Annotated in this window: 11 protein-coding genes and 1 pseudogene; 5 read left to right on the top strand and 7 right to left on the bottom strand. The window is 47.0% G+C overall.

The window, feature by feature from the left end; genetic code table 11:
- Positions 1-242: 242 nt before the first annotated feature.
- The 5 genes from DWY57_RS18160 to DWY57_RS18140 all read left to right on the top strand — a co-directional run bounded on the left by DWY57_RS18160 (position 243) and on the right by DWY57_RS18140 (position 9,037).
- The gene (locus DWY57_RS18160; RefSeq protein WP_117966405.1) at positions 243-1,862 is read left to right on the top strand and encodes a CTP synthase; all 1,620 of its coding nucleotides are present in this window, start codon (positions 243-245) and stop codon (positions 1,860-1,862) included.
- A gap of 31 nt (positions 1,863-1,893) precedes the next feature.
- Positions 1,894-3,747 (top strand): membrane protein insertase YidC, encoded by a 1,854-nt coding sequence (gene yidC, locus DWY57_RS18155; RefSeq protein ID WP_119962206.1) that lies wholly within the window; start codon positions 1,894-1,896, stop codon positions 3,745-3,747.
- 102 nt (positions 3,748-3,849) lie between these two features.
- Positions 3,850-5,181 carry an MATE family efflux transporter gene (locus DWY57_RS18150; RefSeq protein ID WP_119962205.1) on the top strand — a complete coding sequence of 444 codons (1,332 nt, stop codon included), beginning with the start codon at positions 3,850-3,852 and terminating at the stop codon, positions 5,179-5,181.
- Between the two features lie 37 nt (positions 5,182-5,218).
- Positions 5,219-7,342 carry a S9 family peptidase gene (locus DWY57_RS18145; RefSeq protein ID WP_117966910.1) on the top strand — a complete coding sequence of 708 codons (2,124 nt, stop codon included), beginning with the start codon at positions 5,219-5,221 and terminating at the stop codon, positions 7,340-7,342.
- Positions 7,343-7,543: 201 nt separating this feature from the next.
- On the top strand, positions 7,544-9,037 hold the full coding sequence (locus DWY57_RS18140) for a hypothetical protein (protein ID WP_117966913.1): 1,494 nt from the start codon (positions 7,544-7,546) through the stop codon (positions 9,035-9,037).
- A gap of 14 nt (positions 9,038-9,051) precedes the next feature.
- Here the strand turns inward: DWY57_RS18140 and DWY57_RS18135 are convergent, their stop codons facing one another.
- The 7 genes and pseudogenes from DWY57_RS18135 to DWY57_RS18105 all read right to left on the bottom strand — a co-directional run.
- A complete protein-coding gene (locus tag DWY57_RS18135; RefSeq protein WP_119962204.1) occupies positions 9,052-9,999 on the bottom strand; it encodes a glycosyltransferase family 4 protein in 948 nt (315 codons plus the stop codon).
- A gap of 30 nt (positions 10,000-10,029) precedes the next feature.
- Entirely contained in the window at positions 10,030-11,025 is a 996-nt protein-coding gene (locus tag DWY57_RS18130) for an NAD-dependent epimerase/dehydratase family protein (protein WP_119962203.1), read from the bottom strand.
- A gap of 9 nt (positions 11,026-11,034) precedes the next feature.
- A complete protein-coding gene (locus DWY57_RS18125) occupies positions 11,035-11,355 on the bottom strand; it encodes a hypothetical protein (protein WP_119962202.1) in 321 nt (106 codons plus the stop codon).
- Positions 11,352-11,543: a hypothetical protein gene (locus DWY57_RS18120; RefSeq protein WP_035457993.1), complete on the bottom strand. Its 192-nt coding sequence runs from the start codon at positions 11,541-11,543 to the stop codon at positions 11,352-11,354. Before DWY57_RS18120 ends, DWY57_RS18125 begins: the two co-directional genes overlap by 4 nt.
- 73 nt (positions 11,544-11,616) lie before the next feature.
- A complete protein-coding gene (locus DWY57_RS18115; RefSeq protein ID WP_119962201.1) occupies positions 11,617-12,849 on the bottom strand; it encodes a glycosyltransferase family 4 protein in 1,233 nt (410 codons plus the stop codon).
- A 9-nt stretch (positions 12,850-12,858) separates the two neighbouring features.
- On the bottom strand, positions 12,859-14,040 hold the full coding sequence (gene wecB / locus DWY57_RS18110; protein ID WP_119962200.1) for a UDP-N-acetylglucosamine 2-epimerase (non-hydrolyzing): 1,182 nt from the start codon (positions 14,038-14,040) through the stop codon (positions 12,859-12,861).
- 25 nt (positions 14,041-14,065) lie between these two features.
- Positions 14,066-14,697 (bottom strand): annotated as a pseudogene (locus DWY57_RS18105) (SDR family oxidoreductase); the annotation flags it as partial.

Raw genomic sequence — 14,697 nt, 5'->3', positions numbered from 1 at the left:
AATTTAGCTTAAAATGTTTAGAAAACATAGAAAAGCCATGAAGAAAAAGGCTAGAGAGAGTTTCTTCGATGAAATCGTATTTTTTAATAATTGTTTCACAGAAACTTTCTCTACTTCCTCTTTTTTTTATAATTTTGCGCTTTTTAAGTTCCACGTGTATTGACGGGAGCAGTATGCACCCTGAACGACAAGCCGTATAGGCTCTTGGAATTAGATTAAACAATTAATAAAATAATATAGTTGTGGGAGAAACAAAGTATATTTTCGTCACCGGTGGTGTTGCCTCTTCACTAGGTAAAGGTATCATCTCATCCTCCATCGGTAAATTGCTGCAAGCAAGAGGTTACAAGGTAACCATCCAGAAGTTTGACCCGTATATCAACATCGACCCGGGTACACTGAACCCTTATGAACACGGCGAATGCTACGTAACCGTGGATGGCCATGAAGCCGATCTCGACTTGGGTCATTACGAACGCTTCCTGGGCATCCAGACCACCAAGGCCAACAATATCACGACCGGACGCATCTACAAAAGTGTCATCGACAAAGAGCGCCGGGGTGACTATCTGGGAAAAACAATCCAGGTTATTCCCCATATTACAGACGAAATCAAGCGTAATGTAAAACTGTTGGGAAACAAATACAAATTCGATTTTGTTATTACCGAGATTGGCGGTACAGTGGGCGACATCGAGTCTCTGCCCTATCTGGAAAGCATCCGTCAGCTGAAGTGGGAATTGGGAAAAGACGCCTTGTGCGTGCACCTTACTTATGTCCCCTACCTGGCAGCTGCCGGTGAACTGAAGACCAAGCCCACCCAGCACTCCGTAAAGGAACTGCAAAGTGTGGGAATTCAACCGGATGTACTAGTGCTGCGTACCGAGCACGAACTCAGCAACAACCTGCGCAAGAAGGTGGCCCTCTTCTGCAACGTAGACGAGAATGCCGTAGTGCAGAGCATTGATGCGCCTACCATCTACGAGGTGCCCATCCTGATGCAGTCCCAAGGGCTGGACGCCACCATTCTGAAGAAGATGGGGCTTCCCGTGGGCGACACTCCGGGGCTGGGACCGTGGCGTGCTTTCCTCGAACGCCGTCACAAAGCCGAAGAGACTGCCCCGCTGCACATCGCATTGGTGGGCAAATATGACTTGCAGGATGCCTACAAGTCCATCCGCGAGGCCCTTTCACAAGCAGGAACCTACAACGACCGCAAGGTATCGGTAGACTTCGTGAACAGTGAAAAGCTAACGGACGAGAATGTGGCAGAAGCCCTGAAAGGCATGGCAGGCGTACTTATCGGTCCGGGCTTCGGCGAACGCGGCGTTGCCGGCAAGTTCGTAGCCATCAAATATGCGCGTACACACAACATCCCCACCTTCGGTATCTGTCTGGGTATGCAGTGCATCGCCATTGAATTTGCCCGTAATGTACTGGGTTACGCCGATGCCAACTCACGTGAGATGGATGAAAAGACACCGCACAATGTTATCGACATCATGGAAGAGCAGAAATCCATCACCAATATGGGTGGGACCATGCGTCTGGGTGCCTATGAATGTGTTCTGCAGAAAGACAGCAAGGCATACGAGGCATACGGTACCGAGCATATCCAGGAGCGTCACCGCCACCGCTATGAATTCAACAACAGCTTCAAGGAGGCCTACGAAGCAGCAGGCATGAAGTGTGTGGGTATAAACCCCGAATCGGATCTGGTAGAAATTGTCGAAATACCCGCATTGAAGTGGTTTGTCGGTACCCAGTTCCATCCCGAATACAGCAGTACGGTATTGCATCCGCACCCGCTGTTCGTAGCATTCGTGAAGGCCGCCATCGAAAATGAAAACGAAAAGAAATAATTTGTAATTAGTAATCTGTAATCAACAAAGAATGGATAAAAATACCATCACAGGTCTTGTTCTGATAGCGATATTGTTAGTAGGTTTCAGCTTTCTGAGCCGTCCCAGCCAGGAGCAGTTGGAAGCACAGCAACGTTACTACGACTCCATAGCCCAGGTGCAACAGCGCGAAGCCGACTTGAAAGCCAAGGCGGAAGCAGCCCTGGCCAACGAAAGCGGAGCGGAAACAAGCGTTGACTCCACTGCCCTCTTCTTCGACGCCCGTCAAGGAACCAACTCGCAAGTAACCATCCAGAACAACCTGGCAGAAATAACCGTAGATACAAAAGGCGGACGCATAGCTTCGGCCACGCTGAAGGAATACATGGGACAAGACAAAACGACTCCCGTCACACTGTTCAGCGGCAACGACGCTTCCATGAATTTCCTCTTTTACAACAAGAAAGAGACTATCCAGACGGAAGACTATTATTTCACCGCAGTAAACCGTACGGACAGTACCGTCACCATGCGTTTGTCGGCAGACAGCAACAGCTATATCGACTTTACATATCGCATGCACAATGACACATACCTGATAGACTTTACTATCCAGGCTGTCAATATGGAAGGCAAGCTGGCGGCTACCAACAATTATGTGGACATCGAGTGGTCTCAGCGTGCCCGTCAAATAGAGAAGGGTTACACCTACGAGAACCGTCTGGCTGAACTGACTTACAAAATCACCGGAGAGGGTACCGATTATCTGTCTGCCAACAAGAACGATGAAAAGGAAGTTCCAGAACGCCTGGACTGGATTGCTTTCAAGAACCAGTTCTTCTCTTCAGTATTTTTGGCAGATGCCGACTTTGAAAAGACCAAGCTGAGTTCCAAGATGGAGACTCAAGGCAGCGGCTACATCAAGGACTATTCTGCAGAGATGAGCACGAAGTTCGATCCTACCGGCAAGGAACCTACCCAGCTGTTCTTCTACTTCGGCCCCAATCACTACAAGACTCTGACCGCACTCGACAAGGGGCGTGACGAGAAGTGGGAGCTGAACCGTCTGGTCTATCTGGGCTGGCCGCTCATCCGCTGGATAAACAAATGGTTCACCATCAACATCTTCGACTGGTTGTCCAGTTGGGGTTTGAGCATGGGTATCGTACTGTTGTTCATGACGCTGATTGTAAAGGCAGTGGTATTCCCGGCTACATGGAAGACCTACATGTCTTCTGCCAAGATGCGCGTACTGAAACCGAAAATCGACGAGATAAACAAGAAGTATCCCAAGCAGGAAGATGCCATGAAGAAGCAGCAGGAAGTGATGGGCCTCTACAGCCAGTACGGAGTCAGCCCGATGGGCGGATGTCTGCCGATGCTGATACAGTTCCCTATCCTGATGGCCTTGTTCATGTTCGTGCCGAGTGCCATTGAACTCCGCCAACAGAGCTTCTTGTGGGCAGATGACCTTTCCACTTATGATGCATTCATCAACTTCCCGTTCCATATCCCGTTCCTGGGCAGCCACCTCAGCTTGTTCTGCCTGCTGATGACGGTTACCAACATATTGAACACGAAGTACATGATGCAGCAGCAGGATACGGGTGCCAATCCGCAGATGGCTGCCATGAAGTGGATGTCATACCTGATGCCTATCATGTTCCTCTTCATATTGAACGATTATCCTTCGGGATTGAACTATTACTACTTCATCTCTACGTTAATCAGTGTGGTAACAACGCTCATCATGCGCAAGACAACCAATGAGGAAGCCCTTCTTGCCCAGTTGGAAGCCAACAAGAAAGACCCGAAGAAGATGAAGAAAACCGGTTTCGCCGCCCGTCTGGAAGCCATGCAGAAACAGCAGGAACAGATGATGAAAGAGAGACAGAACAAAAAGTAGTAAGACTACCGTTCAAGATATTCTTTTGCAGAAAGCCGGACAATGACATTTGCCCGGCTTTCTTATCCTTACGCCAATGAAAAAACTCACAGACTCTAAATTATGCAGACTAAATACACCTACAAACAGATCTGGCTTATAGCCTACCCCATCCTAATCAGTCTCCTTATGGAGCAACTGATAGGTATGACGGACACTGCCTTCCTCGGGCGTGTGGGCGAAGTCGAACTGGGAGCATCTGCCATCGCCGGTGTCTTCTACATGGTCATCTTCATGGTTGCCTTCGGTTTCAGCATCGGGGCACAGATACTCATTGCCCGGCGTAACGGCGAACAGCAGTATAAGGAAATCGGTGACTTGTTCTATCAGGGCATCTATTTCCAAGTCGGAATGGCGGCAGTCATGTTCCTGCTATCCTATTGTTTCTCACCGATTATCCTGAAACGCATCGTCGCTTCGGAACATATCTACGAAGCAGCCACCAGCTACCTGCATTGGCGTGTATTCGGTGCCTTCTTCTCGTTCAGCGCAGTCATGTTCCGTGCCTTTTTCTTGGGAACCACCCAAACCAAGACACTGACACTGAACTCCATCGTCATGGTGTTGAGCAATGTCGTATTCAACTATATCCTGATTTTCGGTAAATTCGGTTTCCCGGCGCTCGGCATTGCCGGAGCCGCCATCGGCTCCTCACTGGCCGAGCTGGTTTCGCTGTTATTCTTCATCCTCTATACCCGCAGCCGCATCGACTGCCGCAAGTACGGGCTGGACCGTATTCCTAAGTTCCGGCTGGACGTATTGAAACGGATGCTGAACGTCTCTTTCTGGACCATGATACAGAATTTCTTCTCCCTCTCCACCTGGTTCCTTTTCTTCCTTTATGTGGAGCATCTGGGAGAGCGCTCGCTGGCAGTGACCAACATTGTCCGCAACGTGTCCGGCATACTGTTCATGGTACTCATGGCATTTGCCTCTACCTGCGGGTCACTGGTCAGCAATCTCATCGGTGCAGGCCACTCCGATTGCGTGGCAGGCACCATCCGGCAGCACGTACGCATAGCCTACGTCTTCGTACTTCCGCTGGCATTGCTTTTCGCGGTGTTCCCCAAGCTGATTCTGGGAATTTATACCGACATACCCGACCTGCAGGACGCTGCCGTACATTCGCTCTGGGTGATGTGCTCCACCTATCTGTTCCTGGTTCCTGCCAATGTCTATTTCCAGGCAGTTTCCGGAACCGGCAACACGCGTACGGCATGGGGGTTGGAGATGGCTACGCTGGTCATCTACACAGCCTATATCACCTACATTATTCTGATTCTGCAACTCGACGTGGCCATCTGCTGGACCTCGGAAATGGTTTATTCCAGCTTTATTCTCATTTTCTGCTGGCTATATATCAAACGTGGAAATTGGCAAGGAAGGAAAATTTAGTATCTTTGCATTGAAATAACCGAAACAAAAAACATATATGAAACAAGTAAATCTACTACTTATGTCAGCAGCCATGACATTGGCCTCTTGCGGAGGCACAAAAGATGCCGGACAGCAGCAGGACGCAGCAACGCTCATCCAGCGGTCGGACATCAAGATTGAAGGAAAGCGTATGACACCCGAGGCACTCTGGGCGATGGGACGCATCGGCAGTGTGGCCGTATCCCCCGACGAAAAGCAGATTGCCTACACGGTATCTTATTACAGCGTGCCCCAGAACAAGAGTAACAGCGAAGTCTTCGTCATGAATGCCGACGGTAGTGACAATACCCAGATAACGCATGACGCCTGGCAAGAAGGACAGCCCACGTGGTTTAAGGACGGCAAGAAGCTTGCCTTCCTTTGCAACGAAAGCGGCAGCAGCCAGGTATGGGAAATGAATCCCGACGGCAGCGGACGCAAGCAGCTGACCCAATACGAGGGAGACATCGAAGGGTTCTCTTTCTCGCCCGACGGCAAGAAACTCCTTTTCATTGCCCAGGTAAAGACCGTAAAGAGTACGGCAGACAAACATCCGGACCTTCCTAAAGCCACCGGCATTATCGTTACCGACCTGATGTACAAGCATTGGGACGAATGGGTGACTACTGCTCCCCATCCGTTTGTTGCTGATTTCGACGGCAATGCCATCAGCAATGTCACCGATATTCTTGAGGGAGAGCCATACGAAAGCCCGATGAAGCCCTGGGGCGGTATCGAGCAGCTGGCATGGAGCCCGTCTTCTGATAAAGTGGCCTATACATGCCGTAAGAAAACCGGACTGGCGTATGCCATTTCCACCAACTCCGACATTTATATCTACGACCTTGCCTCCAAGGAAACCAAAAACATCACGGAAGAAAACAAGGGATATGATACGAATCCCCAATACTCTCCCGACGGCAAATACATCGCCTGGCAGAGCATGGAGCGTGACGGCTACGAAGCCGACTTGAACCGCTTGTTTATCATGAACCTCGAGACCGGTGAGAAACGTTTTGTAAGCAAAGCTTTCGAATCGAACGTGGACGCCTTCTTGTGGAACAAAGATTCCCAGAGCATCTACTTCATCGGTGTATGGCATGGCGAGACACAGATTTACAACATCGACCTTGCCGGAAACGACAAGCTTACCCAGCTCACCGACGGCATGCACGACTATGCTTCACTCGCCCTTTGCGGAGACAAGATTATCGCCAAACGCCACTCCATGAGCATGGGCGACGAAATCTATGCCGTAAACAGTGCACGCAACGGCGACGCTTTTGCAGAAGCAGTGCAACTGACCACAGAAAACAAGCAGATTTACGACCAGCTGGAAATGGGTAAAGTGGAAGCCCGCTGGATGAAGACCACCGACGGCAAGCAGATGCTGACCTGGGTGATTTATCCTCCACAATTCGACCCCAACAAGAAGTACCCCACCCTCCTCTTCTGTGAAGGCGGTCCTCAGAGTCCCGTCAGCCAGTTCTGGAGCTACCGTTGGAATTTCCAGATTATGGCGGCAAACGACTATATCATCGTAGCTCCCAACCGTCGTGGTCTTCCGGGCTTCGGTGTAGAGTGGAACGAAGCCATCAGCGGTGATTATGGCGGCCAGTGCATGAAGGACTACTTCACTGCCATTGACGAAATGGCCAAGGAACCTTTCGTCGACAAAGACCGCCTGGGTTGCGTAGGCGCCAGCTTCGGAGGCTTCTCCGTATATTGGCTTGCCGGACACCATGACAAACGCTTCAAGGCATTCATCGCACACGACGGTATCTTCAACATGGAAATGCAATATCTGGAAACGGAAGAGAAATGGTTTGCCAACTGGGATATGGGCGGCGCTTATTGGGAAAAGAACAACGCTACGGCACAACGCACTTTTGCCAACTCCCCGCATCTCTTCGTCGACAAATGGGACACCCCTATCCTCTGCATCCACGGAGAGAAGGACTTCCGCATCCTTGCCAACCAGGCAATGGCCGCCTTCGATGCAGCCGTGATGCGTGGCGTTCCTGCCGAACTGCTTATCTATCCGGACGAAAACCACTGGGTACTGAAACCTCAGAATGGCGTGCTGTGGCAACGTACCTTCTTTGAATGGCTGGACAAATGGCTGAAACCTGCTAAGTAAAGCCCCTCAAAAACAATAAAAACAAATAATCCCGGATCCTTGACAAAGAATCCGGGATTATTTGTTTTTATTGTACACCGCCCGATTCATTTTTTATGACTATAATTTGGGCAGTTCAAATAAAGTCAATACATTTGTTTTATGCATAAGTTAAAAACGATGCAGACAAATTGTATAACTATGATTAACAACACATAAACAATGAACGAAAACTGGCCGGAAATTGTAGAAACACTGTTGCCCTACTTTGGAGTAAATTCTGCAGAAGGTGACTACCAACGGGAAATAGAAATCTGTCTGAAATTCCTTGGATGGAAGAAAACCAATGAAACGATGAGATCCCAATTGACTCTACCTATAGGAAACAACAGCTCCATACGGCCCGACATCGTCCTCTGGAAAAAGAATGCAAATGGGGTGCCTACTCCCGTACTTCCCATTGAAATAAAACGTCCATCCAATATACGGAACGAAAGGCAAGAAAACCAACTGATGTCTTATATGCGCCAACTCAAACTCAATGTCGGACTATACATAGGAGAAAAGATCGAACTATATTACGATGTTCCCAATGATGGAGAAAGTCCCGTTTGTGTATTTACCGTAGAGATTCAAAAGGAAGATGCCAATGGTTCCACTATTTGCGACCTGCTCACCTACGATACATTCAGTTTAAAAGACGTAGAGGCATTCTGCTACGAACAATATCAAAGGATACAAGCACGCAATAATCTGCACAGACAATTTACCGAGTTCTTGTCTCCCGATAATGGTGTAAAGAACATGCTTTCATTGCTTAAAGAGAAATTCATGAAAGCCGGTTCTGAAGAATCCGCCATCAATGAAGAGATTGCCAATGTCGTGCTCACGGTTCATTACGAGAAGAACAACGCAGTTGCTTCATTATCAGTCAGGAATCCTCAGATACCTCAGCCTTTACCGATCGGTAACCAGACAAAAGACTCTAAAGACCACACCAAATATTCCTTTGACGGGATCAATTTCCATGTAAAAAGGCGCTTCGTACTGGAAGTGATAAAACATTACATAGAAGCTCATCCCAACATCAGATACAAAGAACTGGAAAAGGTATTCCCACCTAGTCTGCACAGTAGGGCACTGGGGGTGGTACGTAGTCTGGAAGAAGTTCGGGAAAAATTGAGACTTCATCCTGATCTAAAGAAGCGCTATTTTCTAAAGGAGGAAGAAATCATCCCATTAGCGGACGGCACGAGAATTGTCGTCAACAATCAATGGGGGACATTATTCCCGAAATTCCTTGCTGCAGTCCAAAAGCTATATACCATTACGGATGATGCCGTACATCATACAGAAAACGCACAGCAAGTCAAAGTTTTGGAAGTAAACAAAAAAAACTCTAGAGAAAATAATACTCCAGTATACCAGTTAAAGATTACTTTTGAAAACGGAAAAGTGATTCAGGAAAAAAAAGCGGCCGAAACCCTTCGCCAATTTATAATGACAGTAGGCATAAAGAAAGTATCTGCCTTAGGTATTAAACAGTGTAATGTTCCATTGGTTTCAAACATACTCGACTCCAAATACGGAAGTGACCAAAAACCAATAGGGAATGGCTGGTATCTGATGAGCCGTAATAACACACATTCCAAGAAGCGTGATATCGAGCGTATTGCCAAAGCTTTAGGTATTCAAGTGACCGTGGAAATTGTATAATGGAAGACAGTAATTCAAGAGATATGTCTTGAAAAGTACTTTTTCATGAAGAGTACGTATATTGCGCTCAACAGTAAGATACACCCTATCAAGAAGATATAGCCATACCGTTGACAATAAATATATCCTACTATTATAAGAGTCTGTATTGTCATATAGGCCAGAGAGACTATGACATGAGGAATCTTCAGTTCATTCGCCATAATCTGATACAGATGCTTGCGATGCGGTAGCCCGATATTCTCATGAAGCATTAGGCGGTGAATGATAGTCAGTACACTATCCACACCATAAACGGATAAAAGGACTATCCAACTGAAATCTTCCGTTTCAATGATGAGCCTGCCTATCAGGAAAAGAAGGATGAAGGCAATGCTCACCGACCCCACATCACCCGCAAAGCATTTGGCTTTCTTACGAAAATTGAAGAAACAGAAGACTAGAACGGAACAGATAACGGTATAGATGAAATCCGCTTCCACAAAAGTAACCACCTCCTTATTGATATAGGCCAACGCAGCAAGAATAACCAGAGAATAACCGCCGGTTATGCCGTTAATGCCATCCATAAAGTTGTAGGCATTGATGATACCCGTACAGACTATCAAGGCTATGACTATCCACCACCAGGACAAGGAGAACAGCCCCCACTGATAAAACATCAAGGCCATGGCAGAGAAATGAAAAAGCAGCCTTGTCATCTGTCCGGTGGATTTCATATCGTCCACGAAGCTGATGAACGTCACCAGTGTCAAGGCAAGCAGGAACCAGGGATATTCAAAGCCACTCGTCAGGAAATAGGCAAACGCCCCGAAATAGAAAATAATCCCACCACCGCGTAAAGTCACTTTCGTATGGGAACTCCGCTCATTGGGCTTGTCGATGATATTGCACCTATCAGCCACTCTAAAATAAAAAAGTTCTGCCAAAAACAGCAGAACCAATATAATCAGATAATACATAACAGTATTTTCCTCTTTAATTTTTAATTCTTAATTGTTTACTTTTATATTTGAGAACGATTTTATCGTTCTCACTATCCCCTCCTCTGCCCTCACCAGCATTCTGTCAATACCCAGGGCAGCCTTTATCTTCGCATTACTCACCACATAATTCTCAGTCAACTTGTGCAGACGCTCTTCATTTAAAGGCAAATGGAGCAGAGTTCCAAGCCGGGCACAGAATTCCATCAGTCCTCTGTTTATCTTCCAGATATGCGGCTTGCGCTCCAAAGCCCGACACATCAAAGCTATCAGCTCATTCGTGGACAAGGCTTCGTCATCTCCCATGTGGTAGATACCACTCGCTACCTCCTTGGTCAAAAGACCTTCCACCACGTAGCAGAGATTGTCTATCGAAGTAAAAGACCTTCTGTTCTCAAAGGCCCCCAAAGGCCAGGGAATGCCTTTCCTCACCACATTATAAAGAAGATTCAGATTGCCTTTGTTGCCGGGACCATGAATCATGCAGGGACGCAGGATATAGACCTGCTTGTCATCATACGGATTAGCTTTCAATTCTCCATTTTCAACCTTCAACTTGCCAAGAATATAATTCTCGGCAGCTATCTTGCTCTCCCCATACGGTCCTATCGGAGCAGGCACCACATCTTCAGCCAGCATATCACCCACCACACTGTCTGCAGCGGCTTTCACAGAACTGAAGAATACGAACTTCTTCGCGGACGATTCCAGAAAGAAATCAAATATCTTTTGGGTCAATCCCATATTGATATCAAAATAGGCTTGGGCAGCAGACCGGTTCTTCGTGTCATGGGCTTTACCAGCCAGATGAATAATGGTATCGAATTCAGGAAGATTCCGCATCGGAAAAGAAGCTGGTTCAATATCCTTCCAGGAGAAAGTCTTTACCACCCCCTCCTTTTCAGGAGCGACAATATCCAGCCCGTAAAGGCTATGACGTTCCTTTAGGGCAACAACGAGATTGGAACCCACAAAGCCGTGGATTCCAGTGATAAGTATGTTCATTGAAATATGCTAAAAAATATACTGACCGGAAACGTGGTTATTGGTTATGTATTTAATAAAATAAGTATCTCCGATGACAGAGAAAAAAATATACCACGTCGTATTAGAATTACGTTGATAAGTGATGTAATACATATCCTTACCATAACGTTCAAAAAAAGCGGGCGCTTTCTTTTTTAATTTAGAATGAATGTTCTGTTGAATATCAGCTATCAGTTCTTCCACATAAGAAATAGCAAAAGGATAAGTACTCAAATACTCCTTCTCAACAAGTATTTTTATAAGTCCATACAAGTCCTCCTCTACTTCGGGAGCGAATACGACTCTCATCCAAACAAAGCCTTTATACGAGGGCAAAGCCTATCCAATAATTCTTCACCGGAAATAGCATGCCTAATGTCATCACGTCCTTCCGTAACGATATTCGGATTATTCTCATTACCCGTATATACAACTACCGGTTCACCAACATTCGGCACCATCGGTTCTTGTTCCTTATATGGCTTAATCTTCCTCATACATCCAATCTTTCCACAAAGATACCCGGAAATATCAAGTTATCCTAATCATTGACTGATAAATATCGTATGTTCATAAAGTTTCAACCAAGTCTACATATTTTTGAGTTACCACATCCTTGGAATATAATCGCTTAATCACCTCTACACCATTTCGACCCAGTAAAGCCAGTTCGCTTTTTGAGACGGAATTCAGCCAGTCCGCCATTTCTCCCACCTTCTTTTCCAAACTCTTCTCTGTAATCAATTTTGCACAGCCATGTTCCTGCAGGAAGTTGATGATAGGCGTATCCTTTCCCGAGCAGACCAATAAAGGCCTACCACATGCCATGATTGTATAAACCTTGGAAGGGAATCCCTGCATCTCCATTTCAGGGTTCATGAAAATAAACTGGATGTCTGAATAGGCAAGAATGGACGACATCAAACTTCTGGGCTGATAGGGCAAAATATGCACATTATCCAGCTCCAACTCACGTACTTTCTCCTCAAGAACGGGTTTCATGACTCCCTCACCGATGATAAAGTATTTAATGGAAACCCCTTTCGTCTTTTCTGCCAGACAAATTAAGGGCTCCCAATCTTGGGCATAACCAATATTCCCGGCATAAAGCAATTTCAAAGAATCTGTGGCAGGGAAAAAATGGGGATTCAGACATTCTACATTTCCACCCTGAGAATTATACAATTCTGTATCTACAAAATTAGGTATTATACAAAGCTTGGACTTATCCTTAAACCTTCCGGCTATTACATTATAAAATACCTGGTCTATTGTCGTTACGGCCGTTGAGTTATTATAAACATACCGTTCCATCCTACGTAGCTGTTCTATAACAAGCCCGTCCTTTCGTTTCAAGATGTCAGGATATATTTCCTGCACATTATATATGGTTTTACATCCCTTGATTTTCGCCAGCCAAATGTTGATTACACCGATAGTCAAAGGAGGGGAAGGTGACAGTATGACATCTATATTTCTCTGGAACAAACCAATCAGGAAAGAGATAATATGCCAATAGACAAATCCCAGGACACGCAGAAATGTATTTCTGAATTTCTTCTGGGGTACATGAAGAACTCTGATTCCATGAAAACAGCTTTCTTTACAAATCCCCCAAACCTTCCATTTCAGAGGTTGTACTGCCAGTTGTGATTCCACAACATTGTAATGAGGCGTAGTTGTCAATACCAATACTTCATAACCGTTTTCTTGGAATTTCAGAGCAATATCATTATAAAGATAGGCTGTCGAAACTCCATCCGGACTGAAAATCAGGCTATGTATCAAGATTTTCTTAGGCATGTCCCACCATTATTTTCTCCAAACCATCTTGTTCACCACCCCCGTATAGCTCTGAATCAACTTCACAACCTTGGCCGATACATTCTCATCCGTATAATTGGGCACCGGCAGGCCATCGTCCTCATTCCTATTCATCTCCACAGCAGTATCTACAGCCTGAAGCAAGGATTTCCCATCAATACCGGCAAGGACAAAGATCCCCTTGTCAAGAGCCTCGGGACGCTCCGTACTGGTACGGATGCATACAGCAGGGAAAGGATGCCCCACAGAAGTGAAGAAACTGCTCTCCTCAGGCAGGGTACCGCTGTCACTCACAACGGCATAGGCGTTCATCTGCAGGCAGTTGTAGTCGTGGAAACCGAGAGGTTCATGCTGAATCACACGACTGTCAAGTACAAAGCCGCTTGATTCCAGACGTTTCCTGCTACGGGGATGACAACTGTAAAGTATGGGCATGTCATATTTCTCGGCCATAGCGTTAACCGCGCTGAAAAGGGACAGGAAGTTCTTCTCCGTGTCAATGTTCTCTTCCCGGTGCGCGGAAAGCAGGATGTATTTACCTTTCTGGAGATGCAATCTCTGATGAATATCGCTGGACTCTATTTCGGACAAATTCTCATGCAGGACTTCCGCCATGGGCGAACCGGTTACGTATGTACGTTCTTTCGCCACGCCCGAAGCGTTCAGGTATCTGCGGGCATGCTCCGAATAGCAGAGGTTCACATCGGAAATGACGTCCACAATACGGCGGTTGGTCTCCTCAGGCAGGCACTCGTCAAAGCAGCGGTTGCCTGCCTCCATATGGAAGATGGGGATATGCAGACGTTTCGCGCCTATCACGCTCAGGCAGGAGTTCGTGTCTCCCAACACCAGCACGGCATCAGGTTTCACCTGCACCATCAGCTTGTAGCTGGCGTTGATAATATTCCCCATCGTGGCACCGAGGTCATCACCGACGGCATCCATATACACATCGGGGGCTTTCAGCTTCAGGTCACGGAAGAAGACACCGTTCAGGTTATAGTCGTAATTCTGGCCGGTGTGGGCCAGAAGACAGTCAAAATAACTGCGGCATTTGTTGATGACAGCCGCCAGGCGGATGATTTCCGGACGGGTGCCCACTATAATCAGAAGTTTCAGTCTGCCGTTCTCCTGAAACCTGACTTGCGAATAATCCAATTTTATATCCATCTGTTCCTATATTCTTTAACTCGTTTCAGACTTTTTCAAAATAAGTGTCCGGACGTGCCGGGTCGAAACACTCGTTGCACCACATGAAGGTCACCAGGTCTTCCGTTTCCGAAAGGTTGACGATATTGTGCGTATAGCCGGGAATCATCTCCACGACCTCCATCCTCCCGCCGTTTACCTCGAAGCTGACAATTTCCTCCGTACCTATCTTGCGGAGCTGTATCAGACCGTGGCCGCTCACCACCACAAACTTTTCGTTCTTGGTATGGTGCCAGTGCTGGCCTTTCGTAACGCCCGGCTTGGAGATGTTCACCGAGAACTGCCCGCGGTCGGAAGTACGGATAATCTCTGTAAAACTGCCGCGGTCGTCCACATTCGTCTTCAGGGGATAGCTGAACCGTTCTTCAGGCAGGTATGAGAGGTATGTGGAATAGAGTTTCTTTGTAAAAGCATCGCTCAAATCCGGGACGGACAAGGTACCGGGCATTCGCCTGAAAGACCTTATCAGTTCCACAATGCCGCCCAGGGTAATGGTATGTACTACGGGCACTTCGCAATAATCACCGTTGCGGTGTTCCCTGCCGCCCAGGGCAGAGACAAGCTCGTCCACCACATCGTCTATGTAAACCAGATGCATCACCACCGAAGGGTCGTTCA

This window comes from Bacteroides sp. AF25-5LB, assembly GCF_003602965.1.
GTDB lineage: Bacteria > Bacteroidota > Bacteroidia > Bacteroidales > Bacteroidaceae > Bacteroides > Bacteroides uniformis.
This window is presented reverse-complemented; position numbering and strand designations above follow the sequence as displayed.

Excerpts from the sequence above, each read along its gene's own strand:
- DWY57_RS18130 (WP_119962203.1), bottom strand. The coding sequence starts at position 11,025 with ATGAACATACTTATCACTGGAATCCACGGCTTTGTGGGTTCCAATCTC.
- DWY57_RS18145 (WP_117966910.1), top strand. The coding sequence starts at position 5,219 with ATGAAACAAGTAAATCTACTACTTATGTCAGCAGCCATGACATTGGCC.
- DWY57_RS18125 (WP_119962202.1), bottom strand. The coding sequence starts at position 11,355 with ATGAGAGTCGTATTCGCTCCCGAAGTAGAGGAGGACTTGTATGGACTT.
- DWY57_RS18120 (WP_035457993.1), bottom strand. The coding sequence starts at position 11,543 with ATGAGGAAGATTAAGCCATATAAGGAACAAGAACCGATGGTGCCGAAT.
- DWY57_RS18115 (WP_119962201.1), bottom strand. The coding sequence starts at position 12,849 with ATGCCTAAGAAAATCTTGATACATAGCCTGATTTTCAGTCCGGATGGA.
- wecB (WP_119962200.1), bottom strand. The coding sequence starts at position 14,040 with ATGGATATAAAATTGGATTATTCGCAAGTCAGGTTTCAGGAGAACGGC.
- DWY57_RS18140 (WP_117966913.1), top strand. The coding sequence starts at position 7,544 with ATGAACGAAAACTGGCCGGAAATTGTAGAAACACTGTTGCCCTACTTT.
- yidC (WP_119962206.1), top strand. The coding sequence starts at position 1,894 with ATGGATAAAAATACCATCACAGGTCTTGTTCTGATAGCGATATTGTTA.
- DWY57_RS18150 (WP_119962205.1), top strand. The coding sequence starts at position 3,850 with ATGCAGACTAAATACACCTACAAACAGATCTGGCTTATAGCCTACCCC.
- DWY57_RS18135 (WP_119962204.1), bottom strand. The coding sequence starts at position 9,999 with ATGTATTATCTGATTATATTGGTTCTGCTGTTTTTGGCAGAACTTTTT.